We start from the raw sequence: 26,708 nt of genomic DNA on the forward strand, positions 1-26,708 counted from the left end.
AGGTTCAGGCCTGGTTGGTCAGATAGCCGCCGCGCACAAAGAACTCATCCCCGGCATGCTCGGTTCCATCCGCACACCGGACACCGGTAATCACCAGGCCGCGGTTGCCGCCGCGAAATGCCTCCGGGCCGGACACCACCGCGCCGCCGCCTTCTTGCACGATCACCCGCCCCGGCGTACCGCCGTAGCGGGCCTCGGAGACGGACGCCGCCAACACCTCGATCCGCTCGCCACGGTAGTAGGTAAACGCGCGGGGATACGGGTCGGACAATGCACGCACGAAACGTTCGAGATCCTCGGCCGGCCAAGTCCAGTCGATCAGACTGTCGCGCTGCGAGCGTTTGTGAAAATACGTCCGCTCGGCCTTGTTCTGCGGGCGCCAGACCGCGGTGCCCGCCTCCAACGCACCCAACGCATCGCGCAGCGCCCCCGGAATCAGTTCGATTGCCCGCATGACCAGCTCGGTGCCGGTGTCGGCGGGTCCGATGGGCAGCGCATGCTGGATCAGAATGTCGCCGGTGTCCAGCCCGTCGTCCATCCGGTGAATCGTCAACCCGAACTCGGATTCGCCGCTGATCAATGCCCATAGCACCGGGGAAAACCCGGTGAACTTCGGTAACAGCGAATCGTGCAGGTTCAGCGTGCCGTGCGGCGGCAGGTCGTACAAATCGGCCGGCATCCAGGTGTACCAGCTATTGACCACGATGACATCGGGTTCGGCCCGTTTGACAAGGTCGATCGTTTCGGCGTCGACCCGCTCGGTGAGGTGCACCGGAATCCCGTGGTCACGGGCGAGCTCCTCGACCGACGCCGAGAAGATCGCCTTGTAGGACTGTTCGCTGGCCGGATGGGTGACAGCGAGCGCGACGTGGTGATCCAGATCGATCAGAGCCTGCAAGGTCTTGCGACCCCAGGTCTGGAAGCCGAACATCACGATGCGCATATACAAACCCCTCTAACTTTTTCGCTGCCTACCAGGGCGAGGACCTGTGATCCGGAACAGCTACGCACACGAACCACCCGCCCAGCAGATTATGTTAGCCTTCGCTAAGTTGCATGGCTCTTGCGGCCGTCGCGGCAACCAAACCGGATCGAAACCATTTGCCCGATGTGCTCGTGTCGGACCATGCCGGTCACTGGCGAACGACACGATCAAGACGGTGAGGTTTGAGTTCATGCCACGCAACATGGGGTGGATCAGGCAGTTCCATGAACCAGAATCGCTCGACGGCCCTACGCTGTTGGTTTTTCCGCACGCCGGAGCCGGAGCATCGGCCTATCGGGCGTTCTCGAAAGCGCTGAGCGCACAGTTCAGGGTTCTCGTCTTCCAGTACCCGGGGCGGCAGGATCGGGCAGGCGAACCGTTGCTGGGGTCCATCCCCGAGATCGCGCAAGGCGCGTTCGGTGAGTTCTCCACCTCGGAGCACAACCGCAGCGTCCCGATCGTCGCCTTTGGCCACAGCCTGGGGGCGATGGTCGCGTTCGAGTTCGTACGGCTCGCCGAGGCCCAGGGAATCGAGGTGCGACAGCTCAACGTTTCCGCGGCGGTGGCCCCGTGTCATGCCGCGGCCAAGCCGGGCCATCCCACCGATGACGAGGAGATCCTCGCTCATATCGCGGGGCTGGAAGGCACCGATTCGGGCGTCTACGGCAACCCTGACCTGATGAGGCTCGCGCTTCCGGTCATCAAAGCCGACTATGCAGCTTTCGACGCGTACTCATGCTCGGAAGACGTAAAAATATCGGCTGCCATTCATGCCCTCGGCGGTGATCAGGATCCGATCGTTGGACTGGGCGACCTCTACGGGTGGGGCAAACACAGCGGCACCGTAAACGTCACCATGTTCGAGGGCGGACACTTCTACCTGAACGATCACATCGAGGCCGTCGCCGAACTGTTGGCATCTTGCACGCAGTACGAGCAGACATCGTGACCGGCGAATCCTCTGACCCCATCGTTATCTCTGGTCTGGCGGTGGAGGCGCCCGGCGGGATTTCGACACCCAAGGCGTTGTGGTCGGCGCTATCCGAATCCAGGGAGCTGATTGGCCCCTTTCCCCGGGACCGCGGCTGGCCGATCGACGAACTGCTCGGGCTGTCCAAGCTGGACGGCTTCGGCAATGTCTGCGACGCGGGCGGATTCCTGGATAGTGCGACGACATTCGATCCACCCTTCTTCGGCATCACCCACCGCGAGGCCATAGTCATGCATCCGCAGCAGCGCGTCGCGATGCGGGTTGCATGGCGGGCGTTGGAAAACTCCGGGATCAACCCGGCCTCGGTTGAAGGCGAATTCGGCGGCTGCTACGTCGGCATGTCGATGACCGAATACGGCCCACGCACCGCGAGCATCGATGCCTATACCGGACACCGGACCGTCGGCATGGGTCAACTCGGCGGCGCCGCTCGGATCTCGCACTGCCTCGGCCTGACTGGCCCATCGATCAGTCTCGATACAGCATGTGGATCGTCTTTGACCGCACTACAATTGGCTGTCAACGCGGTGCAGCTCGACGAATGCGAGTGGGCGCTGGCGGGCGCGGTTTGTGTACTGGGTGCACCGACGGCGTTCTACGAGTTCGCAAAACTCAACGCACTGTCCAGCGACGGGCACTGCCGTGCCTATGCCGACGACGCCAGCGGCACCGTCTGGGGCGAAGGCGCCGGGATGGTGCTTGTCGAACGTGAGTCGCGAGCAAAGCAATTGGGACATCGGATTTATGGCCGCGTGCTAGCTGTCCGCACCAACCACAACGGCAAGGGTAAGCCGATCCTGGTTCCGCGAGTGCGCGCACAGGAGCAGGTCATCCGCAAGACGTTCGACGCCGCCGGAATCGACCCGGCCGATGTGGGAATGATCGAAGGCCACGGCACCGCAACGCTTGCCGGCGACCCGGTGGAACTACTGGCACTGTTCAAGACCTACGGCGCCGCCGGCTGCGCGGCGCTGATGGGCTCGATCAAGTCCAACGCCGGTCATGCCCAGGCGGCAGCGGGAATCCTCGGACTCATCAAGTTGCTGCTTGCCGGCCAGCACGGCCAAATTCCGCCAACCCTCTTCGCGGACAATCCGACCACGAAGCTGGATTGGGACCTCACCGGACTGCGGCTGGCGACAAAGCTGCATGACTGGCAACCCAAAGGCGGCCTGCGCCATGGTGCCGTGTCGTCGTTCGGCGCCGGTGGCGCCAATGCGCACGCGATCATCGCAATGCCCGAGAGCACCAGGGAGTGAGACAGTGACGGCTACTAACTACCGGCTCCCGGATGGCAACATTCCCGTCCTTTTGACATCGGATACGGCCGAGCTGGTGCCGGGCGAGGCCGCTGCCCTGCTTAGCTACGCCGCGGATCATCCCGACATCGACGCGCAGGCGATCGCAAGCATGCTGTTTCGCACTCGCATGCCGCGCAAGCACCGTGCCCTAGCCATGGTGGCCAATCGTGACGAGCTGCTCAGCGCGCTACGGGCGGTAACCGATGGCCGCGAACACCCAGCGGTGGTACGCACCACCGCGCCCGCGACGACCCGCCGACTTGCCTATGTCTTTCCGGGGCAAGGCGGCCAGCGCCCCGGGATGGGCCGGCTGTTTTATGAGTCGGTCCCCGCGTTTCGGGCTGAGGTGGACCGCTGCACCGAGGCTTTCGAGGCACACCTGGGCCAATCCCCACTGGCCTACCTTCTCGACGAGCACCATCCCGCCGAAGACAACGCCAGCACCGTCCAACCCGCGTTGTTTACCCAAATGGCCGGACTGGCGGCGATGTGGCGATCATTCGGCATTGCACCCGACATCACCGTCGGGCACAGCCAGGGAGAGATCGCGGCGGCCTACTTCTCCGGCAAGGTCACCCTGGCAGACGCCGTTCGCGTGGTCGGCATCCGCGCTGGCGCCGCAGACGAGTTCGCCGCTGGCGACTATGCAATGGCAGTCATCGCCGCCGACCGCGACGTCTGCGAGGACGTGCTGGCGCGTTGTTCGGGTTGGGCACAGCTCTCGGTGGTGAATTCACCGAACATGGTCGGAATCTCCGGCGAGCGACAAACGGTCGAAGCCGTAGTGAACGCGTTCACCCAACGCGATGTGTTCGCCCGAGTCATCCGGGTCCAGTTCCCCGCCCACACCAGCTTGATCAATCAACTCGGCGACAATGTGCGCGCGACCGCGCAACGCGAGCTGCAGAATCCGAAGTTCCTCGACACCGACATCGAATGTCTGGGCGCCACCCTCGGTGACGCCATCACCCAGGAGCTACCGGTTGACGAGTACTGGTTTTGGAATCTACGCAACACCGTTCGGTTCGACAAGGCGGTCGCGGCCGCGGCGACCCTCGGCGTCGACACGTTCGTCGAACTGGCCGAGCATCCAACGCTGCAGCTGGCCATTCAAGAGAATTTGGCTGCCGGCCTCAGCGAAGACGACGACCGCACGACCACAGTGGTCGGCACATCCAACCGAACCGCGACCAGTCTGGGCGAATTCACGCATAATCTCGCGCAGCTGGCCCTGCACGACCTGAACTACTCGTGGGGCTGCCTGCGCATCGACACCGAGGGCCGCCCCTGGCTCCCTTTGCCCGACTTTCCCAACAGTCTGACCAACGACAGCCGGCTCTGGCTGCCCTATGCTGAGGTCCCAACTCAGGGCACCGGCCGAACGTCAACCTCGACCGCGGGGCCCGCAGAGACGGCCGCACCGGCGCACGAAACAGTCGCACCGCCGCGCCTCCTCGTGGAGAAATGGATTCGGCTATCGCGACGCTCGCTGGTGAGGCCCAGATCTATCGGACTGGTTGACCACACCGGGGCCTACGCGGAGCTTGTCACCGATCTGTCGGAAGCGGCCCGAGAACTCGGCGCCACGGCCACTTTGGTCACGGACAACATCGATAGCAGCACCGATCTCAATGCCCTCGTTATCCTCTTGGCCAGGTCACCGAGGCTGGACGACGGAGCGGCCGCGGCGGCGGTGACCACATTCTTCTCCGACCGCGCGTGGTGGCCGGGAGCCAACAAGACGATCAACGATTGCTGGCTGGTAACGGTAGGCGGTGAGGCGGTCCTTAACGACGATGCACCGCCGGATCCGGTACACGCGGCGGCAATTGCGGGTTTGCGCAGCATCGGATCGGAGTATCCGGGAGTAAATTTCCGCCACCTCGATCTGCCGACCGCACCAATGTCTTCGGATGCGGCCGCCACCATCCTTTCGGCGTTGCACACCGACGGGGAGTCCGCGCTGGCCATGCGCGATGGCGGGCTGTATGCGAAACGAGTCGTGGAAATCGATGCTGACACTCCGGATTCCGGCTCGGCCCCACAACACGTGCTTGTCATCGGTGGGACCGGCACGCTCGGGCTCGACTTCACCGAACACTTCGCACGTCGCGGCGCGCGGCGCATCACCATTGTCAGCCGATCGGGTGAGACCGCTACCGTCGCAGAACGATTGCAACACATCCGTGCTACCACGTCGACGCACATCCACGTCGCCGCCTGCGACGTAGGGGATCAAGCGGCAGTGTCGCTATTGGCACGCAGCAACCAAGATGACCCCGCGGATTTGATTATCCATGCAGCCGTGCAGTATTCGGGTATAGAACTGGCCGATATCACGGCCGAAAAGGTCGACCAGGCGTTGCGTGCCAAGGTGGTCGGCATTTGGCGAATCCTACAAACCTTTCCTCGCACCGCGGATTGCCGAATCATTCTCTGCTCGTCAGTCGCAGCAACCGTCGGCGGCCGTGGCCTGATCATCTACGCAGCGTCCAATCGAATGCTCGACGCCATGGCACACCGGCTACGCGCCGACGGAGTGGACTGCGTCGCGGTGCAATGGGGTCAGTGGCAGGTTAGTTCCGATCCGGGCAACACCGGCATGGCGAAATTGGCCTTTACCGGTCTGCTCCCAATGACCGCTGCCGATGCGCTCGCCCTAGGAATGAGCCGGCTCCCGGGGAATGCCATCATCGCCGCGTTCGACCTGGATCGCGCCCGCTCGGTGCTGGAAACCTGCGGCCACGCCCAATTGTTGTCTCAGCTGTCGGCGCCGCTCGCCGAGGTGACACCGTCAGCCCAGTCCCAGAACACAATCGGGCCTGCCGGTCTCTCGCACCGGCTGGTCAACCTGCTGGCCGGGGCCATCGGCGTCGACCGGGCCGAAACGATCGACACCACGGTTCCCATGGTTGCGATCGGGCTGGATTCGTTGCAGGCGCTTGAGTTACGCCGGCGCGTCAAGAACGAGTTCGATCATGATCTTGACGTCGCCGAACTCCTCGGCGGGGCGTCGATCGCGGACGTCGTAGGCATGCTCGGCGCATCTACTCAGGGACGTTAGTCGTTGGCCATTGCCTCGCGAAGGCTCTTGGGACGCATGTCGGTCCAACGCTCCTCAACGTAGGACAGACAATTGACGCGGGTGTCCTCTCCGAACACGATGCGCCAGCCGGCGGGAACATCAGCGAATGCCGGCCACAGGCTGTGCTGATCCTCATCGTTGGCCAGGACGTAGAACGAACCATTGTCGTCGTCAAACGGATTGGTACTCACCGCTTCTCCTTATCGGTCGCTGGGTGACACCGAGATCCGCACCGAGGACCCGGTCGGACAGCAGGCCCAGGCAACTCAGATTAGGGAATCCTGGCCCCGCATTGAGACCGGATAGGTTGGGCAAGAAAAGTTTCGGATCGACACCCATAACAGCTAAGTCAGGACCGATCGACTCCTCCAGGCGCTCGCCGGTTAGCGACCCGCCCAGGCCCATCTCCAGCCGGTTAATCACATCCCTACTGAGCAACGGCAAAAACCACAGTGGGTCAGCACCGGAACCGTCTATGACGATATCGAATTCGTGCAAGGTTTCCCGTGGCTCACCGCAGCAATCGGTCGACAGCGTGATCCAAACACGCTCGTCGCGGTTTGTCGCACGAGCAACGCGGCCGCGCATATGTGTGATTCGTTCGTCGGCAAGCAGGGACTCTTGCACGCGCGCGGAGAAAACCCCGCGATCGGTGCGTGCAATGCAGTCGCGCCGTTCGGCCTGAGTGAGGCTATGCCAGCCGGTTGGATCGGAAAACAGCGAGTTTTCGAAGAAGCCCTCGCCGCGGGTGAACAGGGTTGCTTGTGGTGCGATCGCCGTGATCGCCGAAACCCGATGATGAAAAAGCTCGTTGAGAATCGACGCGGCGGTCTCTCCGCCACCGATGACTGCGACGCGGTCGGCGACTATGCGATCATGGCGCGCCGCACGCTGCCAAAACTGCGCAATCGAGAGCACCCGCGGATCGCCGGTCAGTATCGACCGCTGCGGTTGACCGGGACCGGTAAACATCACCATTTCCGCTGCCAAACGCGTATCGGGCGTGCACACCAGCCACCTCGAGTCGTTCATCGCGAGCTGGACCACCTCGCCCCGAACGACTTTCAAGCCAATCCGGTCGGCAACCCATTGCAGGTAACGAGCCCACGTATCGTGCACCGGCGCCGGCCTGCCGCGATCAATCCAGCCCACAAATTGGTCGGTGTCAACCAGATACGACTGCCAGCTGAACCGCATCATGCGCTCGTCGAGCTCCGTGTTGCGTCCCGGCACCAACGCCGATCGGTACGGGAAGCCGATGTCCTTTTCGGGGCTGGTCCCCAACCGCTGCCGGCCGTCGGTCCAGCCACCCCCGGCGCACCAATTGGCGGCCACTCCGGAGGATTCGATCGCCACGACGTCGGGAACCTCGACGTCCATCTCACGCAACGCCGCGGCCTTGGCCGCCACCGCCACCGCCTTTGCGCCGGCACCGACGATCGCGAGCGTGCCGCTCATGAGCCACCTCGCAATCGCCAAGGCCGCTGGAAACACGCCAGCTCATACGGGTGGCATGTTCCGTTCGCCGCCACACCGACGCATGCTGCGCCGCCCACACCCACCTCCGCTGTTAGCCCAGGCTGTCCTAACTTCGTGTACGCTACCCTATGTCCAAGAGGCGGGACACTCTCGCCCCAGGGGGAGCTACCGAGTGCCTGATATCGCTGCTCTACCGCCGCAACCCGGGTCGCTGGCGGGGTTTACACCGTTTCCCCCCGACCGAGCGGCCAGCTACCGTGCCGCCGGGTATTGGACCGGCCACCCCGTTGATTCCCTGCTGCGACAGGCGGCCACGGGCTGGCCCGACCGGGTGGGCGTGGTGGATGCCGGCAACAGCCATACCTATTCCGAACTGGACGAATTGGCGGACCGCGCCGCCGGCGGGTTCGCCAGTGTTGGGATCGCGCCGGGTGACCGGGTGCTGCTGCAGCTGCCCAATTCCTGCCAGTTCGTTGTGGCACTATTCGGGCTGCTGCGCGCCGGCGCTGTCCCGGTGATGTGCCTGCCCGGGCATCGGCTGGCCGAGCTGCGTCGCTTCGCACAAGTCAGCGGTGCGGTCGGGCTGGTCGTGACCGAAGCGGCGGGCGGATTCGACTACCGCTCGATGGCTGAGCAGCTGCTGGCCGCGCACCCCACGCTGCGGCACATCATCGTCGACGGCAACGCCGGCCCGTTCTTGGCCTGGTCAGCCCTGCCCGCCGGGGCGGTCCCCGAGATCACCATCGATACCGGGTCCCCCGCGTTGCTACTGGTGTCCGGCGGCACCACCGGTATGCCCAAGCTAATTCCGCGGACACACGACGACTATGTCTACAACGCCACCGCGAGTGCGCAGTTGTGCCAGCTGACCAGTGCGGATGTATACCTGGTGGCGCTCCCGGCCGCACACAACTTTCCGCTGGCCTGCCCTGGCATCCTCGGCGCGATAAGCGTCGGCGCCACAATTGTTTTCGGCGTCGATCCCAGCCCCGAGGCCGCGTTCGCCACCATCGATCGCCATGGTGTCACTGCCACCGCGTTGGTGCCGGCGCTGGCCAAATTATGGGCCCAGGCCTGTGACTGGGAGCCGGTGACACCGAAGTCATTGCGGCTTTTGCAGGTCGGCGGCGCCAGGCTGGAACCCGCGGACGCTCGACGCATACGCACAGCGTTGACACCGGGGCTTCAGCAGGTCTTCGGGATGGCCGAGGGACTGCTGAATTTCACTCGGCTCGATGACGAACCAGAGCTGCTCGAGCACACCCAGGGACGACCACTGTGTGCCGCCGACGAACTGCGCATCGTCGACGGCGCGGGCACGCCAGTGTCCCCTGGGGAGGAAGGCGAGCTACTGGTGCGCGGACCGTACACGATCAACGGCTACTTTCGCGCCGACGACGATAACGAGCGCTGCTTCGACCGTGACGGCTTCTACCGCAGCGGCGACCTAGTACGGCTGCGCGCAGACGGCTACCTGGTGGTCACCGGTCGCGTCAAAGACGTCATCTGCCGGAGCGGTGAAACGGTCTCCGCTCAGGACCTCGAAGACCAACTGCTCAGCCACCCGGCGATTTCGTCTGCCGCCGCCGTGCCGATACCTGATCCTTACCTAGGTGAAAAAATCTGTGCGGCAGTTGTTTTTGACGGTTCCCCGATGACCGTCACCGAGTTGAACGGCTACCTCGATAAGCGGGGGGTGGCGACGCACGCTCGGGTCGATCTGCTACTCACGCTGCCGTCACTGCCCACCACGCCCGTGGGCAAGATTGACAAGAACGCGATCGCGCGGCAGTTGAGCGACTCGAACACGCCATCCCGGTAAACCGCTGAAGCGATCGCGCGGGCCGACATTGATTAGTGTCAGCATTTGGTATTGACTTCGTTGCATGATCGACGGTGTTCCAGCGCGCGGGTCACTGCGATCACGCACCGCGGTAGCGCTGAGTTCGGTGATGCTGCCGGCCATCACCGCGGCGATACCGCCAGAACGAGCCTGGGGAATGTGGGTGACGCGCCAGCTGATCGCCAGACTCATGGACACCTTCGGGCCATCGCTGGCGGGCACACACGTCAAACAGGTCAACACCGTGCTGCCGGACGGGCGTCGTGTCACCGGCGAGTGGGTCTACGGGCCATACCTACCGCCGCCGGCCGGGGCGCATCGCCCGAGTCCAGCCTCCGGGGCAATCTACTATGTGCACGGCAGCGGGTACACGATGTGCTCGCCACGCACGCACCGCCGACTGACGTCCTGGCTGTCGTCGGTAACCGAGCTGCCGGTGTTCGCGGTCGCCTACCGGCTGGCGCCGCGTTACCGCTTCCCCGCCGCTGCCGACGACGTGCGGGCGGGCTGGGATTGGCTGCCTACAGCGTGTGGCTTCGCACCGGAACGTCTTGCCGTCGTTGCCGATTCGGCGGGCGGACATTTGACAGTCGACCTATTGCTGCAACCCGAAATCGCCGCGGCACCGCCCGCATCGCTGGTATTGTTCTCGCCATTGATCGATCTGACGTTTACCCTCTCGGCAGCTCGCGAACGGCTCCGCCCCGACCCCGCGGTCCGGGCCGCCGCCGCCGCCCGCGTGGTCAGCCTCTACCATGCCGGGGTCGATCCCGGTCATCACCGGTTAACCCTCGACGTCGCCGGCGGACCCAAACTCCCCGCGACGCTGATCCAGGTGGGTGCGGCGGAAATGCTGGAGGCGGACGCCCGTCAGCTCGCCGACGACATCCGTACCGCCGGAGGCAGTTGCGAATTGCAGGTCTGGCCAGATCAGATGCATGTATTCCAGGCACTTCCCCGCATGTCGCCGGAAGCCGCTAGCGCCATGGCTTATGTCGCTCAATTTATCGCAAACTCATTGCGGGAGAACGCTGCCGCCGGGGCGAGCTGACGCGATGCGCCGCGCGCCTGGCGGGCAGGGTCCAACCCGGGAGCGGCTCACCTCGGTGCGCTTCGCGCTCCGACCCTTGCGGCCGCGGCCCCTTTTTGTGTCTGCGATCGAATCAGTAATCGAATCGTCGGCCAGCCACATGCCGGGCGACCATCCGGAGCGATGGCCGATAGCAGTCCGGGGCCCCGGGCCGAGGACGGCATACGACCGCGTTCAGCGTCGACTGAGCGTAAGCGTCCCTTCGGTTTTGAGCACCTTGTTGGCAGTGATCTTCTCGGCTTTGCGGGCCTCGCGCTCGAGATAGCGCTGCTTGGATTCCTCGAATTTTTCGCAGGTTTCCTCGAGTTCCTCAATCAGCAACGCCAGATCGTCACGCATCCATGCGGCCTCGCCGGTGAAGTCCTCACGCTCGAAAATTCGCCACTTCTTCAGCACCGGCAGCACCACCTCGTTGAGGTGGATCCGTGGATCGTAGACACCACCGACGGCGATAATCACCGCCTTGCGGCGGAACTCGGGCACGGTAAAGCCGGGCATCTTGAAGTTGCGCAAGATCCGGTGGACGGACTGCATCGCTTGATTGGGGGCGATCTCCAGACCGGCCGCGCTGATATCGCGGTAGAAGATCATGTGCAGATTTTCGTCCGCCGACACCCTGGCAAGCAGTTGGTCCGCGATGGGATCGCGGCACGCCTTGCCCGTGTTGCGATGCGAGACACGGGTCGCCAACTCTTGGAAGGAGACGTACATGACCGAGTCGAAAATACTCTCAGCAAACATTTCGCCCTGGTGGTTCTGGCCCGGACTGAAACCCCTTGTCATTTGCTCCATGCGCAACTTTTCCAGCTCGACGGGATCGACCGCACGCGTGACCACCAAATAGTCGCGCAGCGCGATACTGTGCCGGTTCTCCTCGGCGGTCCATCGATTGACCCACTGCCCCCAGGGGCCGTCCATGCTGAAGTTCATCGCGATCTCACGGTGATACGACGGTAAATTATCCTCGGTCAACAAGTTCTGCACCATCGCCACCTGGGCGACGTCGGAGAGCTGGGTCTGCCCCGGCTCCCAGTGCCGGCCGTCCAGGGCGTAGAAATTCTTGCCATCCGACCAGGGTATGTAGTCGTGGGGGCTCCATTCCTTAAACATCGACAGATGGCGATTGAGCAGGTTCTCAACCACCGGCTCTAGCTCATGAAGTAGCTGTAGGTTTGTCATCTCTTTGGGCACGACCGTCTCCCAGCTATGTGTATCGAACAGTAACAGTCAATATATCTGTATATATCAGTAACATTCAAATCAGCCACGCCGCGCGGGACTGATCAGTCCAAGGTTCCCGTCGTAGCGCTGATAGAGCAGGCTGCCCCGTCCGGTGGCCGAATCGGTGAAGAACAGCAGATGAAGTGCGTGCTCGCGGGCACGGCTCGGCGCCGCCTCTTCGTCCAGATTTGGCATCGGGCGAGATTCACGATCCGCGACACCGGCGGTCCGGCGATGCTGGGCGACCACGCCCATCCCGGTGGATACACGTGCCGCTGACGGGCCAGTCGTAGCCCCGACGGTCCAGCTCTGTAGACCACCGCTTCCAAAGGCGTAGTGCGCTGCAGCGCAACCGATTTACGGCGCCGAACAACCGCCTCGCTGGATGCGGTCAACAGCCGGCGGGTGGGATCAGGCCACGACCGGGGGCACCACTGCTGGTACATCCGCTCGACATGGCGATCCAGTCGGAGCAGCGCCGGCGCCAGATCATCGATGCCCGGGGTGACAGCGAGTACCCGCACCGGGAGCCCGCCCATGCGCAGATTCACCTGCACCAGCACCGGACCGCGGCCACAGGTTCCCGATTTCAAACGAACCCGGGCATCACCGATGATCTCCCGATCAGCTAGCACTCGGCCCACCGCGCGCGCCACGCGTTCGCCTTGACGAACCGAAACCCGCTCATCGCACCGCACGGCGACATTGGGAAACGCCCGCACCGACCAGGGCCTGATGGTAGACACGCGCAGCAGCCCCGCTTTCTTCCGGTGATCCGCAACATCGATTGCCGCCAGAGTCGAAGCCTCGCCGGTTGACGCTGATCTCCACTAGGGCCGAAAGTCCCCGTAACCAAATCGAAGTCCGCACCGATCGCGCGGTGTTGCGGCCGGGCCAATGGCCCAGTTGTACGGCGCGGCGATGCCGCGCCTCAGCTAGTGACGACGGTTACTGACGCTCAACCAGATACGGCGCCAGCGTGGACAGCTTCTCGCACGTCTCTTCGAATTCGCGCTCGGGAGCCGAAGCCTCGATGATGCCGGCGCCGGCACGCAGCCACGTGTGGCCATCGCATTCGTAGGCGGCTCGTAGCGCCAGTGCGGCATCAAGGCCGCCGTCCGCGGAAAACATTACGACCGCACCCGAATACAACCCCCGCGGACCTTCATCCAGACGCAAGATTGCTTCGACCCCGTCGGCCTTGGGAATTCCAGAAGCCGTTACCGCGGGGAATAGGGCCTCTAGGGCGTCCATCCGGTCGCTGGACGGATCCAGCCGCGCAGTGACCGTGGAGCCGAGGTGTTGCACACTTCCGCGCTCACGCACCGCCATGAAATCGGTGACGGCTGCGGTTCCCGGCTCGGCAACCTCGGCGATCTCGTCAAGTGAGGTGCGCACCGAAATTGCATGCTCAACGATCTCTTTGGAATTCGTCTCCAGGTCGTCGCGCGCTTGGCGGTCGTGCGCGGGACCGCGGCCCAGCGCCCGGGTGCCGGCCAACGGTTCGGTGACCACCGTACCGTCGGGTGCAACGGCGGCGACAAGCTCCGGACTGTAACCAAGAGCGCGGATTCCACTGAATTGCAACAGAAAAGACCTCACCGGTGTGTTGTTCCGGCGCCCCAGTCGATAGGTTGACGGGAAGTCGAGTTCGAAAGGAACTTGAACACAACGAGATAGGATGACCTTGCGGTATCGGCCGGCGACGATCTCACCGACAGCCCGAGCTACCCGATCGCGGTAACCGGACGGGTCGCCGGACACGTCGACCACGCGCGAATGGCACACGTCGCTGACCCCGTTGCGGAGCACTCGTTCCACCGCCTCACGGTGGTGGGTTGCCGCACCGAGAAGGCAGATGCTTTCCCGAGTCACCACGATGCGGGTTTGCGGCCAAAAGACCCGGGCCAGCGGGGTGCCAGGCGCCAGCCGCTCCTGCAGCCCGTAGCGATAGACACCGAATTCGAACGTAATCCAGCCGAAGACTTGATCGGTCTCCAACAACAACCGGTCGACAGCTTCACCCAGCACATGGCCCGGTCTACTCGACCACAGTTGCCGCTGGGTCACGCCGTCGCGCGTGACCCGCAGTTCGTCGCTGTCCAGCTCCACCGTGGCTTGCACGCCCAAAGCCAGGACCCATTGCCCGTCGTGCTCATAGAGCAGATATTCCTCATCGACCGGCTCGCAGAGCGCGGCGGCTAGCTCCGCGACAAGATCGGCCGGCTCGATATCGGCCGGCATCGGAATCGACAGTTCGGCGGTACTGACACCACTCGCTTCGACACTGACCTCCACCACAGTTAGTAAATGTAGCCTAACCTACATAGGAACGCTGCCTCGCCCACCGATTCACCGCGCATGCGGTTGGATTCAGCCGGAGTGAAACGCTTGCGGCCCCAACCCCCCAACGGGTGTCGAGGTTGGGCGGTGCCATCCGCCAGCGCGGCAAGGGCGCTGCTGCGGCTGCGGTGTCGTGCGCAGGCCCGCATGCCGACGATCGATGGGCGTGGCAGGACCGCTCCCATGGCCTGATCCGGAATGCCGAGAAGAAACCTTCACAAACCATTTACGTTTGTGGCCGCCGACGCCGCCCCCACGATCGGCCTATGATCGCTGGTTAACCGTGCGGAACAATGGAGCCCGTCAGCGGTGGTTTTCTACGCCCAGCTGCAGCACGCATCAGGGAGGCCCTGCACATGTTCATAATCCGGCTTGCCGATGGAGAAGAAATCCACGGCGAAAACGAAGAGTTCTCGATCAATGAGAACACTGGCGTGCTGACCGTTTGCCGAGTCGACGGCTTCGAAGAAACCACCACCCACTACTCGCCCATCGCGTGGCATTCGGTAACACACCGCAAGCGCGACATCGGTGTGCGCCCATCGCTGGTTTCCTCCGCACGCTGACCATATTCACAAGCTCACAGTCAATTGGCAGTCGATTCACACTAAACTCTCCCCTTTCGCGCCCCACCTGCGCAGGGCCAGCGCAATTGGCATCGCAAGCTGTTACAGGACGGTTTCGCGGGTCACTGCGGCCGCCAAAACAGGCAACATCCAGGTACTTCGGCGTGGGTTCGAGTGGAGATTTGCCTGCAGCCTCGCTAAATTCTCAGCGTTGTATGGGGTGTGTTCCCGGTTGCTCCGCTGATCGTGGGTGCTGCCTGGATCGAGGCACGATGGGAGGCGCCAATGCTGCACGAGTTCTGGGAGAACTTCACCCATAACCTGTTCAAACCGCTTTTGCTGTTCTTCTACTTCGGGTTCCTGATTCCGATCCTCAAGGTGCGGTTCGAGTTCCCGTATGTCATCTACCAGGGCCTCACCATGTACCTCCTGCTGGCCATCGGCTGGCATGGCGGTGAGGAGCTCGCCAAGATCAAACCGTCCAGCATCGGCACCATCGTCGGGTTCATGGCCGTTGGCTTCCTCCTGAATTTTTTGATCGGGGGGCTTGCTTACCTGCTCCTGAGCCGCCTGAGCACCATGCGAAAAGTCGACCGGGCGACGGTTGCCGGCTATTACGGGTCAGACTCGGCCGGAACCTTTGCCACCTGTGTGGCCGTCCTTACCAGCGTCGGCATCGCCTTCAACGCGTACATGCCCGTCATGCTGGCGGTGATGGAGATTCCCGGCTGCCTGGTGGCGCTTTATCTGGTGGCACGCCTGCGGCACCGCGGCATGGACGAGGCCGGATTCATGCCCGACGAGCCGGGCTACACACCCCCGGCGAAGGTCTCGGTCGGACCGGGAACCGCCGCACGGCCGGCACGTGGGGAAAGCCTGGCCACCGACCGCGACATCGAGCAGGAGCTGGAACTTTCGCTGGAAAAACCGGAGCATCAGGACTGGGACGAAACAAAGAAGGCCAACCGGAAGGCTTCGCTGTTTTCACGAGAGCTGCTGCAAGAAGTGTTCCTCAACCCCGGGCTCTGCCTCCTCCTCGGCGGCATCATCATCGGCCTCATCAGCGGGCTGCAAGGCGAGAAGGTGGTCCACGACGACGACACGTTCTTCGTCACCGCATTCCAAGGTGTGCTCGCCCTTTTCCTGCTGGAGATGGGCATGACGGCCTCCCGCAAGTTGAAGGACCTGAGGACGGCCGGTCGCGGCTTCATCTTCTTCGGTCTACTGGCCCCGAATCTTTTTGCCACGCTCGGCATCATCGTCGCTCACAGCTACGCCTACCTCACCAACAGCGACTTCAAACCGGGCACCTATGTGTTGTTCGCGGTACTTTGCGGTGCGGCGTCTTACATCGCGGTGCCGGCCGTCCAGCGGCTGGCGATCCCCGAAGCCAGCCCAACGCTGCCGCTGGCAGCATCACTGGGTTTGACCTTCTCCTACAACGTCACGATCGGGATCCCGCTCTACATCGAGATCGCCCGCATGGTTGGCATTTGGTTCCACACCACCGGGTGATCGGCCACACCACCCTCGGCCGGAGTTACCCGAGCAGTGTGCGCACAACAGCGTCGGCCAGCAGCCGCCCCCGATCGGTGAGAACCAGCCTGTCGCCGTCGGAGGTCAGCAGACCATCGGCCACCACCGCTTTCGCACGCTCCCGTTCGGCGGCATCGAGCCCAGCCAGCGGCAAACCTTGCCGCAGCCGGATTTTCAGCAGCACATCTTCGGTGTGCAGTGCGCCCGCCTCGAGCTGCTCGTAGTCCTTCACCGGCAACGCCCTCGCCGCCAGCATCTCAGCATAAGTGTTGGGATGCTTGACATTCCACCATCGAGTCGCGCCGACGTACCCGTGTGCGCCGGGACCGACCCCCCACCACTGGCCACCGTCCCAGTAACCGAGGTTGTGTTGGCACTGGCCTCCCGGCCGCGACCAATTGGACACCTCGTACCATGCCAGCCCGGCTTCGGTCAGCCGCGCGTCGACCAGCTCGTAGCGGTGCGCCAGCACGTCGTTTTCGGGTACCGCCAGCTCTCCGCTGCGTACCCGCCGGGCCATTGCCGTGCCCTCCTCGACCACTAGGGCGTAGGCCGAAACATGGTCGACACCGGACTCGACGGCAGCATCCACCGAACGCAGCAAGTCGTCATCGGACTCTCCGGGAGTGCCGTAGATCAGGTCTAGGTTGACATGTTGGAAGCCCGCCGCCAACGCCTCGCCCGCCGCCGCCGCGGCCCGACCCGGCGAGTGCACCCGGTCCAGGGTGGCCAGCACCCGCGGCGCAACCGACTGCATGCCCAGTGACACCCGGGTGTACCCGGCTGCCCGGATGGCACCAAAGAACTCTGGCCAGGTGGACTCGGGGTTGGCCTCGGTGGTGACCTCGGCATCGGAGGCAAGCACAAAATGCTCTCGCACCATGCCCAGCAATGTGGCCAGCCGCTCACCACCCAGCAAGGACGGTGTCCCGCCACCCACGAACACGGTATTCACCGTCGGCGCATTGAGCCGCGCGGCCGCCAACTCGAGTTCCGTGCGCACCGCCAGCAGCCAGGCATCCGGGTTGACGCCGCCCAACTCGGCCGGCGTGTACGTGTTGAAGTCGCAATACCCGCACCGGGTCACACAGAACGGAACGTGCACATACAGCCCAAACGGATGGTCCGGATTCGGCAGTATGGCGGGCAGGTCGACCGGTGCCTCGCGAACAGTCATGCCAAATCTTCCCACGATGCGACGGGCGATCGGCCGGATGGCCGGCTCGGCCGAGCGCACGTCGCCCTACCTGGCCACGTTCCTCCCCCATCCAGCGCACGCCCGTGTCGACCGTCCAAGCACCCACCTCGGCGGTAGTTCTGCTCAGCGTGAGAAGAAATTGGGCCTGGTCGCGCGCCCGAGCGCGGTCCATGGCAGAATGTCACCGTGGCCGCTGCGAACCCGAATCTGCGTATCGCACTGATCGTGCGTCGGCACATCGACCTCAAGCGCGTCTGCAGCTGTAGCTGTCTGTTTTGACGTCGTAGACCCAGCCCATCTGCTAGCTCCAGCTGGCCACCGGATCTGCGTCCCCCGAAAATTCTGGGTGTTTGGCGCGCGCCGGAGTCGGCACTGTTCGCGAAGGAGAACAGCCCAATGACCACCGCACGCGCCGCCAAGCCCCGCAACGAGGGCCAGTGGGCGCTGGGAAATCGCGAGCCACTCAACCCCAATGAAGAGCTCAAGAAGGCAGGCAACCCGCTCGACGTTCGGGAACGCATCGAAACCCTCTACGCCCAGCACGGGTTCGACAGCATCGACAAAACCGACCTGCGTGGGCGGTTTCGCTGGTGGGGTCTCTACACCCAACGCGAGCAGGGTTATGACGGCTCCTGGACCGGCGACGAGAACATCGAAAAGCTCGAGGCCAGGTACTTCATGCTGCGGGTTCGCTGCGACGGCGGCGCGATCTCGGCTGCCGCACTGCGCACCCTGGGCACGATTTCGACGCAATTTGCCAGGGACACCGCCGACATCTCGGATCGGGAAAACATCCAATACCACTGGATCGAGGTGGAAAACGTCCCCGAAATCTGGCGTCGGCTCGATGAAGTCGGACTGCAGACCACCGAGGCCTGCGGAGACTGCCCCCGGGTGGTGCTGGGCTCGCCGCTGGCCGGCGAATCACTCGACGAGGTAATTGACCCGACCTGGGCGATCGACGAAATAGTACGTCGCTACATCGGCAAGCCCGACTTCGCCGACTTGCCACGCAAGTACAAGACCGCCATCTCGGGTTTGCAAGATGTGGTACACGAGGTCAACGACGTCGCGTTCATCGGCGTCAACCACCCCGAGCACGGTCCTGGCCTGGACCTGTGGGTCGGCGGCGGCCTGTCCACCAACCCGATGTTGGGCCAACGGGTCGGGGCCTGGGTTCCGTTGCAAGAGGTGCCCGAGGTGTGGGCGGCGGTGACGTCGGTGTTCCGCGACTACGGCTACCGGCGACTGCGGTCCAAGGCGCGGCTGAAATTCTTGATCAAGGACTGGGGCATAGAAAAATTCCGCGACGTTCTCGAACGCGAGTACCTCGGCCGTCAGTTGATCGACGGCCCGGCTCCCGAGCCGGTCACGCATCCGATCGACCACGTCGGAGTGCAGCGGCTAAAGAACGGGCTCAACGCGATTGGGGTTGCCCCTATCGCGGGACGGGTATCCGGAACCATCTTGTCGGCGGTCGCCGACCTTGCCGATCAGGCGGGTTCGAACCGCATCCGGTTCACTCCCTACCAGAAGCTGGTCATCCTCGACGTACCCGACGACAAGCTCGACGGTACCGTTGCTGGCCTAGAAGCATTGGGTCTGCAATCGCGGCCATCGCGTTGGCGCCGCAACCTGATGGCGTGCAGCGGAATCGAGTTCTGCAAGCTGTCGTTCGCCGAAACCCGAGTCCGGGCACAATCGTTGGTCCCAGAGCTAGAACGTCGACTGGAAGATATCAACTCCACACTTGACGTGCCGATCACCGTCAACATCAATGGCTGCCCCAACTCGTGCGCGCGAATTCAAGTGGCCGACATCGGTTTTAAGGGACAGATGGTCGACGATGGCCATGACGGATCGGTCGAGGGGTTCCAGGTGCATCTCGGCGGAAGCCTGGGATTGGATAGTGGTTTTGGCCGCAAGCTGCGTCAACACAAAGTCACCAGTGAAGAGCTTGGCGACTACATCGAGCGGGTGGTGCGCAATTTTGTCAAACAACGCGCCGACGGTGAGCGATTCGCACAATGGGCCATTCGGGCCGAGGAGGACGAACTGCGATGAGCGAGGCAACCAGGCTGACCGAACCGGAACTGCGTGCGTTGGCGGCGCGCGGCGCGGCCGAACTGGACGGAGCCGATGCCACCGAGCTGCTGCGGTGGACCGAGGAAAACTTCGGCGGTAGCAACGGCCCTCGCGGATGGGCGACATGTAACTATGTCGTAGCCTCCAACATGGCCGATGCCGTGCTGGTGGATCTGGCCGCCAAGGTGCGACCGGGCGTACCGGTGCTGTTCTTGGACACCGGTTACCACTTCGCGGAAACCATCGGCAGCCGCGACGCGATCCAATCCGTCTACGACATCCGGGTGCTCAATGTCACTCCCGAACACACGGTCGCCGAGCAAGACGAACTAGTGGGCAAGGACCTCTTCGCAAGCGACCCCGCCGAATGCTGCCGGTTGCGCAAGGTCGTCCCGCTGAGCAAGACACTGTGCAACTACTCCGCCTGGGTGACCGGACTGCGCCGGGTCGAGGCGCCGACCCGCGCCAATGCCCCGCTGATCACTTTCGACGAGGCGTTCAAATTGGTGAAGATCAACCCATTGGCCGCCTGGACCGACCGGGACGTCCAGGACTACATCGAAGCCAACGGCGTTTTGGTCAATCCGCTCATCGACGAAGGCTACCCATCGATCGGCTGCGCCCCGTGCACGGCCAAACCCGTCGCCGGCGCCGACCCGCGCAGCGGGCGCTGGCAGGGTCTGGCCAAGACCGAATGCGGTTTGCACGCCTCGTAGCAACACCCGCCAGGCACGACCCGCCGATGCGCGGCCACGCGCCGCAACGTACGGGCACATCCCGGCCGACAGCCGGCGGCCGCGTTTTCGCGGATTCGGCAGCAACGGATATCGTCTACCCCCATGCCGTCGGCGCTGGCTGGTACCCGCGAAATCACCATTCGCGGTGTGATCCTGGGTGCATTGATTACGTTGGTGTTCACCGCAGCGAACGTCTATCTTGGCCTACGAATTGGGTTGACGTTTGCCACTTCCATACCAGCCGCGGTGATTTCGATGGGCGTGCTGCGCTTTTTCGCGAACCATTCGGTGGTGGAAAACAACATTGTGCAGACCATCGCCTCGGCGGCAGGCACGCTGTCGGCAATCATCTTCGTATTGCCGGCGTTGATCATGATCGGCTGGTGGAGCGGGTTCCCGTACTGGACCACGATGGCGGTGTGCGGGCTCGGTGGCCTGCTCGGCGTGATGTACTCGATCCCCCTGCGCCGCGCACTGGTCACCGGCTCCGACCTTCCGTACCCGGAAGGTGTTGCGGGAGCTGAGGTTCTAAAGATTGGTGAGTCTGCGCAGGGGGCACAGGAAAACCGACGGGGACTTCGGGTAATTGCGCTGGGCGCGGCGGCGGCCGCAGGCTACGCACTGCTGGCGTCGATGAAGGTGATCAGCAACGCGCTGACGGCGACTTTCCGGGCCGGTTCGGGCGCAACGATGGCTGGCGCCAGCTTGTCGCTGGCGTTGATCGGTGTGGGTCATCTTGTAGGAGTGACCGTCGGTATCGCGATGCTTGTGGGAGTGCTCATCTCCTATGGCGCATTGCTGCCCTTGCGCACCGCCGGACACCTACCACGCGACGAAGCTCTGACCACCGTGGTCTCGGAAACCTTCTCGTCCGACGTGCGGTTCATCGGAGCAGGAGCCATTGCGGTAGCAGCGGTTTGGACTTTTTTGAAGATCTCCGGTCCGATACTGCGGGGCATCACCGATGCCGCCGTCTCTGCCCGAACGCGCCGCCGGGGCCACGCGGTCGGCATGCACGAGCGCGACATCCCGATCCAGGTTGTGGGTCTGGTGATTCTTGGCTCGCTGATCCCAATCGGACTACTGCTCGCGGACTTCACCGCCGGTACGCCTATCGATGCACACGCCGGCGACATCGTCGCCGCCGGCGTGTTGTTGGTCATGGTTATCGGGCTGGTGGTTGCCTCGGTGTGCGGGTACATGGCCGGTTTGATCGGATCGTCGAACAGCCCGATCTCGGGTGTCGGCATCCTTGTGGTGCTGGTGGCCGCGTTGCTGATCAAGGCGACGTATGGCCCTGCCAGCGCCGCCCAGATGCCCGCGCTGGTGGCGTACGCGGTGTTTACCGCGGCGGTGATCTTCGGAGTGGCGACGATTTCCAATGACAATCTGCAGGACCTCAAGACCGGTCAGTTGGTTGGAGCTACACCATGGAAACAGCAGGTCGCTCTGGTCATTGGCGTGGTCGTCGGATCGGTAGTCATGGCACCGATTCTGCAGCTGATGCAAACCGCGTTCGGGTTTCAGGGAGCCCCGGGCGCAACCGGAAACGCATTGGCCGCCCCGCAGGCCGCGCTGATCTCGGCGCTGGCAAATGGAGTATTTGGCGGATCGCTGAATTGGTCGCTGGTGGGGCTGGGTGCGGTGATCGGCGCGGCGGTGGTGGTACTCGACGAAGCGCTGGCCAAGACCACCACCAAGCTTCGGCTGCCGCCGCTGGCGGTGGGCATGGGCATGTACCTGCCGATCGCGCTGACGCTGGTAATCCCCATCGGCGCCGTCCTCGGCCGGATCTACGACTCTTGGGCGCGCCGATCCGGAGATCCCGATGAGCGCAAGCGACGAACGGGCGTCCTGCTGGCTACCGGTCTCATAGTGGGTGAGAGCCTGTATGGTGTCGCCTTTGCCGGGGTGGTGGTGACCACCGGCAAGGACGAGCCGTTGGCTATCGTGGGCGACGCAGGCACGCCCTGGTTTCAGCTGTTTGGCGTAATCGCCTTTGCCGGCGTCATCACGTGGCTCTACCGGTACACCCGAGCCATGGCCTCACCTCGGGCAACGGCACCTGGTCAAGAACCCGAACCGCTACCCGACCGCGCTGGATAGACCGCCCGATCCCGCCGACGTCTGCCGATACTGACCTGCGTGGCAGAACCGTCACCGTCACCGTCACCGTCGCCATCGGGAGCTAGCGCCTCTCCGGCGATCGGCGGCACCCGGGTGGCGCGCACATAGACGGTGTCACCCTCGTGCAGGGCAAGCGCCTCGGCGTCGCCGCGGGTGATCTGGGCGGTGAAGGCTCCGCCGGTGGCCGCGCTGGTCAACTCGACGCGAACCTCGAACCCCAACACCACTATCCGGTGCACGATGGCGCGCGAGACACCGGTGGATTCCCCGGTACCGTCGGCGGCGGCGACCGCCATTTCGGGAGTCCGGCCGACCCGGATGTCGTGCGGGCGGACCAAGGCGCCGTTGAGCGAGGAAACCGCGCCCAGAAATGACATGACGAAGGCGTTGGTCGGAGCGTCGTACACCTCGGTCGGCGATCCGACCTGTTCGATGCGGCCCTTGTTGAGCACGGCTATCCGATCGGCCACATCCAACGCCTCCGCCTGATCATGGGTGACCAGGACCGTTGTGACATGCACCTCGTCATGCAGCCGGCGTAGCCATGCCCGCAGATCCTCGCGCACTTTGGCATCCAGCGCCCCGAACGGTTCGTCGAGCAATAACACTTCCGGGTCCACCGCCAGTGCGCGGGCCAACGCCATCCGCTGACGCTGACCACCGGAAAGCTGATGGGGATAGCGACCGTGAAATCCACTCAGGCCCACCACCTCCAAGAGGTGATCAACCTTTTCTTTAATTTCGGTCTTGGGCCGTTTGCGGATCTTCAACCCGTAGGCCACGTTGTCGTGCACGTTGAGGTGCTTGAAGGCGGCATAGTGCTGAAATACGAAGCCGATGTCGCGCCGCTGCGGCGGCACCCCCGTCACGTCTCGCCCATTGATCGTGATGGTGCCGCGATCCGGCTCATCGAGACCGGCGATGGTGCGCAGCAGGGTGGACTTGCCCGAACCGCTGGGGCCCAGCAATGCAGTCAGGGAGCCGGCGGGTACCACGAAGTCGACATGGTCCAGGGCAACGAAGTCGCCGTACTGCTTGTAGGCGTCGCGAACGACGATCGCGTACCCGCGCGTGCTGGATTCCGCTGCGGCTGCTGTCATTTCACAGTCTCCTTGTCAAGCCTGGTTGATCGCCCTTGACCGGCGCGCGTCAAGTAACACTTGCACGATCAGGACCACCACCGCGACCGCCATCAACAATGTTGACAATGCGTAGGCCCCGTATTCGGCACCTCGGTTGTAGCGGTCCGAGACCAACAATGTCAGGGTCTGCGACTTTCCGGGAAGGTTCGATGACACGATCAGGACGGCGCCGTACTCGCCGAGCGTGCGTGCGACGGTCAACACGATGCCGTATGTCAGGCCCCACCTGATCGAAGGCAGGGTAATCCGCCAGAATGTCTGCCACCAGCCAGAACCCAAGGTGGCGGCCGCCTGTTCCTGGTCGGTGCCCAGCTCATGCAGCACCGGTTCGACTTCGCGCACCACAAACGGCAGGGTGACAAACACACTGGCAAGCACGATGCCGGGCAGTCCGAAGATGATCTTTATGCCCAGGTCCTTCTCGACAAACCCGAGCGCACCAGCAGATCCCCATAGCAGGATCAGCGCGACACCCACAATGACGGGCGACACCGCGAAAGGCAGATCGATGATCGCCTGCAGCACGCCCTTGCCGCGAAACCGGTTGCGGGCAAGTACCAACGCGGTGGGGATCCCGAACACGACGTTGAGTGGCACCACGATTGCCACCACCAGAAGCGACAGGTTCAGCGCCGATATCGCGGCCGGCGTACTGATCCAGGCATAGAACTGGCCGAACCCGGGCTCGAATGTCCGCCACAGGATCAGCGCCACCGGAACCGCCAGTAGCGCAAAGATGTACGCGAGCGCTACCGATCGGATCAGATAGCGAACCCCGAGGGAGGGCGTCACGCGGCCATCTCCGCACGCTTAGCCGCACGCGCGCCAGCTAGGCGTAGCAACACCAACACGACGAACGAAATCGACAACAGCACAATGGAAATCGCAGCAGCACCGGTTCGGTCGTCGTTCTCGATCAAGGTGCGGATCCACTGCGACGACACTTCGGTCTTTCCCGGAACGGCGCCCCCGATCAACACCACCGAACCGTATTCACCGATCGCCCGCGAAAACGCCAGGCCCGCGCCGGACAACAGCGCCGGCGTCAGCGACGGCAGCACGACGGAGGTGAAGATCTTCGGACCACTGGCACCCAACGACGCCGCCGCTTCCTCGGTCTCACGATCGATTTCCAATAACACCGGTTGGACCGCGCGCACCACGAACGGCAAGGTGACAAACGCCAGCGCCACACCCACTCCCCACACGGTGTGCTGCAAATGAAGTCCCGCCGGGCTGTTGTGTCCGTAGAGCGCCAGCATGACCAAACTCGCCACGATGGTGGGCAAGGCAAAGGGTAGATCGATGATCGCGTCGACGAACCGTTTGCCGACGAAGTCGTCGCGGATCAGCACCCAGGCGATCAGCAAGCCGAACACCGCGTTGAGGATCGTGACTCCGACAGAAATGGTCAGTGTCACACGGAATGACTCCAGCGCGGCGTGCGAGGTTACCGACAGCCAGAAGGCCTGCCAGCCGCCGTCCGCGGCCTGCCACGCGATGGCCGCTAGCGGCATCAACACGATGACCGACAGCCACACCACCGACACACCGACCCGAAGCGAGGTGCTACCGGTGCGGCCAGCACGACGCAGGCCCGAAGGCCCGGGCGGTGAATCCGATTGCGTCTCGGTGGTCATCCGGTGGCCTGCATATAGATCTTCGTGATGCTGCCGCCGGCTTTGTCGAACAACTGTGCATCGACCGTATCCCAGCCGCCCAGGTCGGCGATTGTCCACAGTTTCACCGGCGGCGGAAACTGGTCGCGGAATTCGGCGGCCACCGCGGGATCGACGGGCCGGAATCCGGCCTGCGCCCAAAGATTCTGCGCCTGGGCCGTGTACTGGAAGTTCTTGAATGCCGTCGCGGCGGCCAAGTGTGGGCTGCTGGTCACCACCGCCAGCGGGTTCTCGATCTTGAACGTTTGCGGCGGGGTGATGTGCTGGACCCGCTTACCCTGCCGCTCGGTCACGATGGCCTCGTTCTCGTAGCTGATCAACACGTCACCGCTGCCCTGGACAAAGACATCGGTAGCCGCCCGTCCGGAGTCGGGCCGCAACTTAACGTGTTCACGAACCAGCCTGTTGACGAAATCGATCCCCGCCTGACTATTCCTGCCCCCTTCGCTTTTCACCGCGTATGGCGCGAGCAGATTCCACCTGGCCGAACCAGAACTCAGCGGGCTGGGTGTGATGACCTCCACACCGGGCCTGAGCAAGTCATCCCAATCCCTGATGTTCTTGGGATTTCCGGCACGGACCACCAATGTCACCACCGACCCGAACGGGATCCCCTTGGTGGCGTCGGTGTTCCAGTCCTTGGAAACCTTGCCGGCCTTGACCAATCGAGCGATATCCGGTTCGACCGAAAAGTTCACCAGGTCGGCCGGTTTGCCGTCGGCGACCCCACGGGACTGGTCGCTGGACGCGCCATAGGAGACCACCACCTGTACGTCTTTGCCTTCCTCGGTTGCGTTGAAGGCGGGGATCACGTTGCTCCACCCGGGTTCTGGCGCCGAGTACGCGACCAGCGTGATACTCGAATTCGCGTCGAGGGGTCCCCCACCTCCGACAACATCGCTCGGTCCACCGTGACACGCGGCAACGGCGCCGACCAGAGCCAGCGCTATCCCGAATGCCAACCGTGGCCGCCAGCGCGACGCGCCGGCGACGTCGGTCAACGTGTGCGACATTGGTGGCCTTCCGATGCGGGACTTATAGACGACAGTTTCCCGTAGCTGCGGAAGGCGTTCAGTTACAACTGATGGAAATTCACCAACTCCACACCAGACCGCGCACGGATTGGGAGTCAGCGACAACAGTGCAGGTGGGCCGCGGTGCAGGTCACCGAAACCGCGCGCACGCAGCCGGGCGCGAACTCAGAGCGCCCCAAAACACCGGCTTCCGCGTGCATGTCGCGAAGCCTAACAGAATTCGCCGCGGCGCCGGCGCCGGCGGGCCTCAATGCGTGAGCAACCAC

General features: G+C 63.6%; 22 protein-coding genes. 11 read left to right on the forward strand and 11 right to left on the reverse strand.

All coding sequences use genetic code 11. The features are described 5' to 3' along the window. Nucleotides 1-4: 4 nt before the first annotated feature. Entirely contained in the window at nucleotides 5-943 is a 939-nt protein-coding gene (locus MB901379_RS15780) for a methionyl-tRNA formyltransferase (RefSeq protein ID WP_158017502.1), read from the reverse strand. Between the two features lie 232 nt (nucleotides 944-1,175). On the opposite strand from MB901379_RS15780, the gene MB901379_RS15785 reads away from it, so the two are divergent. The 3 genes from MB901379_RS15785 to nbtC are packed head-to-tail and all read left to right on the forward strand — an operon-like array spanning nucleotide 1,176 to nucleotide 6,341. Beyond that, entirely contained in the window at nucleotides 1,176-1,934 is a 759-nt protein-coding gene (locus tag MB901379_RS15785) for a thioesterase II family protein (protein WP_158019226.1), read from the forward strand. Continuing rightward, the gene (locus tag MB901379_RS15790) at nucleotides 1,931-3,235 is read left to right on the forward strand and encodes a beta-ketoacyl [acyl carrier protein] synthase domain-containing protein (RefSeq protein WP_162334395.1); all 1,305 of its coding nucleotides are present in this window, start codon (nucleotides 1,931-1,933) and stop codon (nucleotides 3,233-3,235) included. Before MB901379_RS15785 ends, MB901379_RS15790 begins: the two co-directional genes overlap by 4 nt. Before the next feature lie 4 nt (nucleotides 3,236-3,239). Beyond that, entirely contained in the window at nucleotides 3,240-6,341 is a 3,102-nt protein-coding gene (gene nbtC / locus MB901379_RS15795; RefSeq protein ID WP_162334398.1) for a nocobactin polyketide synthase NbtC, read from the forward strand. Here nbtC and MB901379_RS15800 read toward each other — a convergent pair. Both MB901379_RS15800 and mbtG read right to left on the reverse strand, forming a co-directional pair. Next, nucleotides 6,338-6,553, reverse strand: a complete 216-nt coding sequence (locus tag MB901379_RS15800) for an MbtH family protein (RefSeq protein ID WP_158017504.1) — start codon at nucleotides 6,551-6,553, stop codon at nucleotides 6,338-6,340. The genes nbtC and MB901379_RS15800 overlap by 4 nt on opposite strands. After that, on the reverse strand, nucleotides 6,534-7,820 hold the full coding sequence (gene mbtG / locus MB901379_RS15805; protein WP_158017505.1) for an NADPH-dependent L-lysine N(6)-monooxygenase MbtG: 1,287 nt from the start codon (nucleotides 7,818-7,820) through the stop codon (nucleotides 6,534-6,536). Before mbtG ends, MB901379_RS15800 begins: the two co-directional genes overlap by 20 nt. A gap of 193 nt (nucleotides 7,821-8,013) precedes the next feature. Between mbtG and MB901379_RS15810 the strand changes: the two genes are divergently transcribed. Together MB901379_RS15810 and MB901379_RS15815 are read left to right on the forward strand one after the other, a co-directional pair. Then, nucleotides 8,014-9,663, forward strand: a complete 1,650-nt coding sequence (locus MB901379_RS15810; protein WP_232021879.1) for a (2,3-dihydroxybenzoyl)adenylate synthase — start codon at nucleotides 8,014-8,016, stop codon at nucleotides 9,661-9,663. Between the two features lie 64 nt (nucleotides 9,664-9,727). Then, a complete protein-coding gene (locus tag MB901379_RS15815) occupies nucleotides 9,728-10,735 on the forward strand; it encodes an alpha/beta hydrolase (protein ID WP_197717812.1) in 1,008 nt (335 codons plus the stop codon). A gap of 213 nt (nucleotides 10,736-10,948) precedes the next feature. On the opposite strand, the gene MB901379_RS15820 is transcribed toward MB901379_RS15815, so the two are convergent. Then, complete coding sequence (locus tag MB901379_RS15820; protein WP_408632386.1) at nucleotides 10,949-11,953, reverse strand: acyl-ACP desaturase; 1,005 nt, start codon at nucleotides 11,951-11,953, stop codon at nucleotides 10,949-10,951. 81 nt (nucleotides 11,954-12,034) lie between these two features. Continuing rightward, nucleotides 12,035-12,190, reverse strand: a complete 156-nt coding sequence (locus tag MB901379_RS25060) for a hypothetical protein (protein ID WP_269462758.1) — start codon at nucleotides 12,188-12,190, stop codon at nucleotides 12,035-12,037. A 260-nt stretch (nucleotides 12,191-12,450) separates the two neighbouring features. Between MB901379_RS25060 and MB901379_RS25065 the strand changes: the two genes are divergently transcribed. Beyond that, nucleotides 12,451-12,627: a hypothetical protein gene (locus MB901379_RS25065; protein ID WP_269462759.1), complete on the forward strand. Its 177-nt coding sequence runs from the start codon at nucleotides 12,451-12,453 to the stop codon at nucleotides 12,625-12,627. Between the two features lie 316 nt (nucleotides 12,628-12,943). Here MB901379_RS25065 and MB901379_RS15830 read toward each other — a convergent pair whose 3' ends face one another. Beyond that, nucleotides 12,944-14,239 (reverse strand): salicylate synthase, encoded by a 1,296-nt coding sequence (locus tag MB901379_RS15830; protein WP_408632387.1) that lies wholly within the window; start codon nucleotides 14,237-14,239, stop codon nucleotides 12,944-12,946. Between the two features lie 455 nt (nucleotides 14,240-14,694). On the opposite strand from MB901379_RS15830, the gene MB901379_RS15835 reads away from it, so the two are divergent. Both MB901379_RS15835 and MB901379_RS15840 read left to right on the forward strand, forming a co-directional pair. Beyond that, a complete protein-coding gene (locus tag MB901379_RS15835; protein ID WP_158019230.1) occupies nucleotides 14,695-14,904 on the forward strand; it encodes a hypothetical protein in 210 nt (69 codons plus the stop codon). 285 nt (nucleotides 14,905-15,189) lie between these two features. Continuing rightward, nucleotides 15,190-16,419: a sodium-dependent bicarbonate transport family permease gene (locus MB901379_RS15840; protein WP_158017508.1), complete on the forward strand. Its 1,230-nt coding sequence runs from the start codon at nucleotides 15,190-15,192 to the stop codon at nucleotides 16,417-16,419. Between the two features lie 25 nt (nucleotides 16,420-16,444). On the opposite strand, the gene hemW is transcribed toward MB901379_RS15840, so the two are convergent. Continuing rightward, nucleotides 16,445-17,617, reverse strand: coding sequence for a radical SAM family heme chaperone HemW (gene hemW / locus MB901379_RS15845; protein WP_158017509.1), 1,173 nt, complete (start codon nucleotides 17,615-17,617; stop codon nucleotides 16,445-16,447). A gap of 417 nt (nucleotides 17,618-18,034) precedes the next feature. Between hemW and MB901379_RS15850 the strand changes: the two genes are divergently transcribed. The 3 genes from MB901379_RS15850 (at nucleotide 18,035) to MB901379_RS15860 (ending at nucleotide 22,566) form a co-directional block, all read left to right on the forward strand. Then, nucleotides 18,035-19,702 carry a nitrite/sulfite reductase gene (locus tag MB901379_RS15850; RefSeq protein WP_197717813.1) on the forward strand — a complete coding sequence of 556 codons (1,668 nt, stop codon included), beginning with the start codon at nucleotides 18,035-18,037 and terminating at the stop codon, nucleotides 19,700-19,702. Then, on the forward strand, nucleotides 19,699-20,439 hold the full coding sequence (locus MB901379_RS15855; protein WP_158017510.1) for a phosphoadenylyl-sulfate reductase: 741 nt from the start codon (nucleotides 19,699-19,701) through the stop codon (nucleotides 20,437-20,439). The genes MB901379_RS15850 and MB901379_RS15855 overlap by 4 nt, the downstream gene beginning before the upstream one ends. A 123-nt stretch (nucleotides 20,440-20,562) precedes the next feature. Then, entirely contained in the window at nucleotides 20,563-22,566 is a 2,004-nt protein-coding gene (locus MB901379_RS15860) for an OPT family oligopeptide transporter (RefSeq protein WP_158017511.1), read from the forward strand. On the opposite strand, the gene MB901379_RS15865 is transcribed toward MB901379_RS15860, so the two are convergent. Genes MB901379_RS15865 through MB901379_RS15880 form a run of 4 tightly spaced genes read right to left on the reverse strand, consistent with a single transcriptional unit; the run spans nucleotide 22,530 to nucleotide 26,421 of the window. Beyond that, a complete protein-coding gene (locus MB901379_RS15865) occupies nucleotides 22,530-23,687 on the reverse strand; it encodes a sulfate/molybdate ABC transporter ATP-binding protein (RefSeq protein WP_232021880.1) in 1,158 nt (385 codons plus the stop codon). The genes MB901379_RS15860 and MB901379_RS15865 overlap by 37 nt on opposite strands. A gap of 15 nt (nucleotides 23,688-23,702) precedes the next feature. Next, a complete protein-coding gene (cysW, locus tag MB901379_RS15870; RefSeq protein ID WP_158017512.1) occupies nucleotides 23,703-24,521 on the reverse strand; it encodes a sulfate ABC transporter permease subunit CysW in 819 nt (272 codons plus the stop codon). Continuing rightward, nucleotides 24,518-25,369 (reverse strand): sulfate ABC transporter permease subunit CysT, encoded by an 852-nt coding sequence (gene cysT, locus MB901379_RS15875; protein WP_158017513.1) that lies wholly within the window; start codon nucleotides 25,367-25,369, stop codon nucleotides 24,518-24,520. Before cysT ends, cysW begins: the two co-directional genes overlap by 4 nt. After that, nucleotides 25,366-26,421 (reverse strand): sulfate ABC transporter substrate-binding protein, encoded by a 1,056-nt coding sequence (locus MB901379_RS15880; RefSeq protein ID WP_158017514.1) that lies wholly within the window; start codon nucleotides 26,419-26,421, stop codon nucleotides 25,366-25,368. The genes cysT and MB901379_RS15880 overlap by 4 nt, the downstream gene beginning before the upstream one ends. Between the last annotated feature and the right edge of the window lie 287 nt (nucleotides 26,422-26,708).

This window comes from Mycobacterium basiliense (genome assembly GCF_900292015.1).
In the GTDB taxonomy this organism is placed as follows: domain Bacteria; phylum Actinomycetota; class Actinomycetes; order Mycobacteriales; family Mycobacteriaceae; genus Mycobacterium; species Mycobacterium basiliense.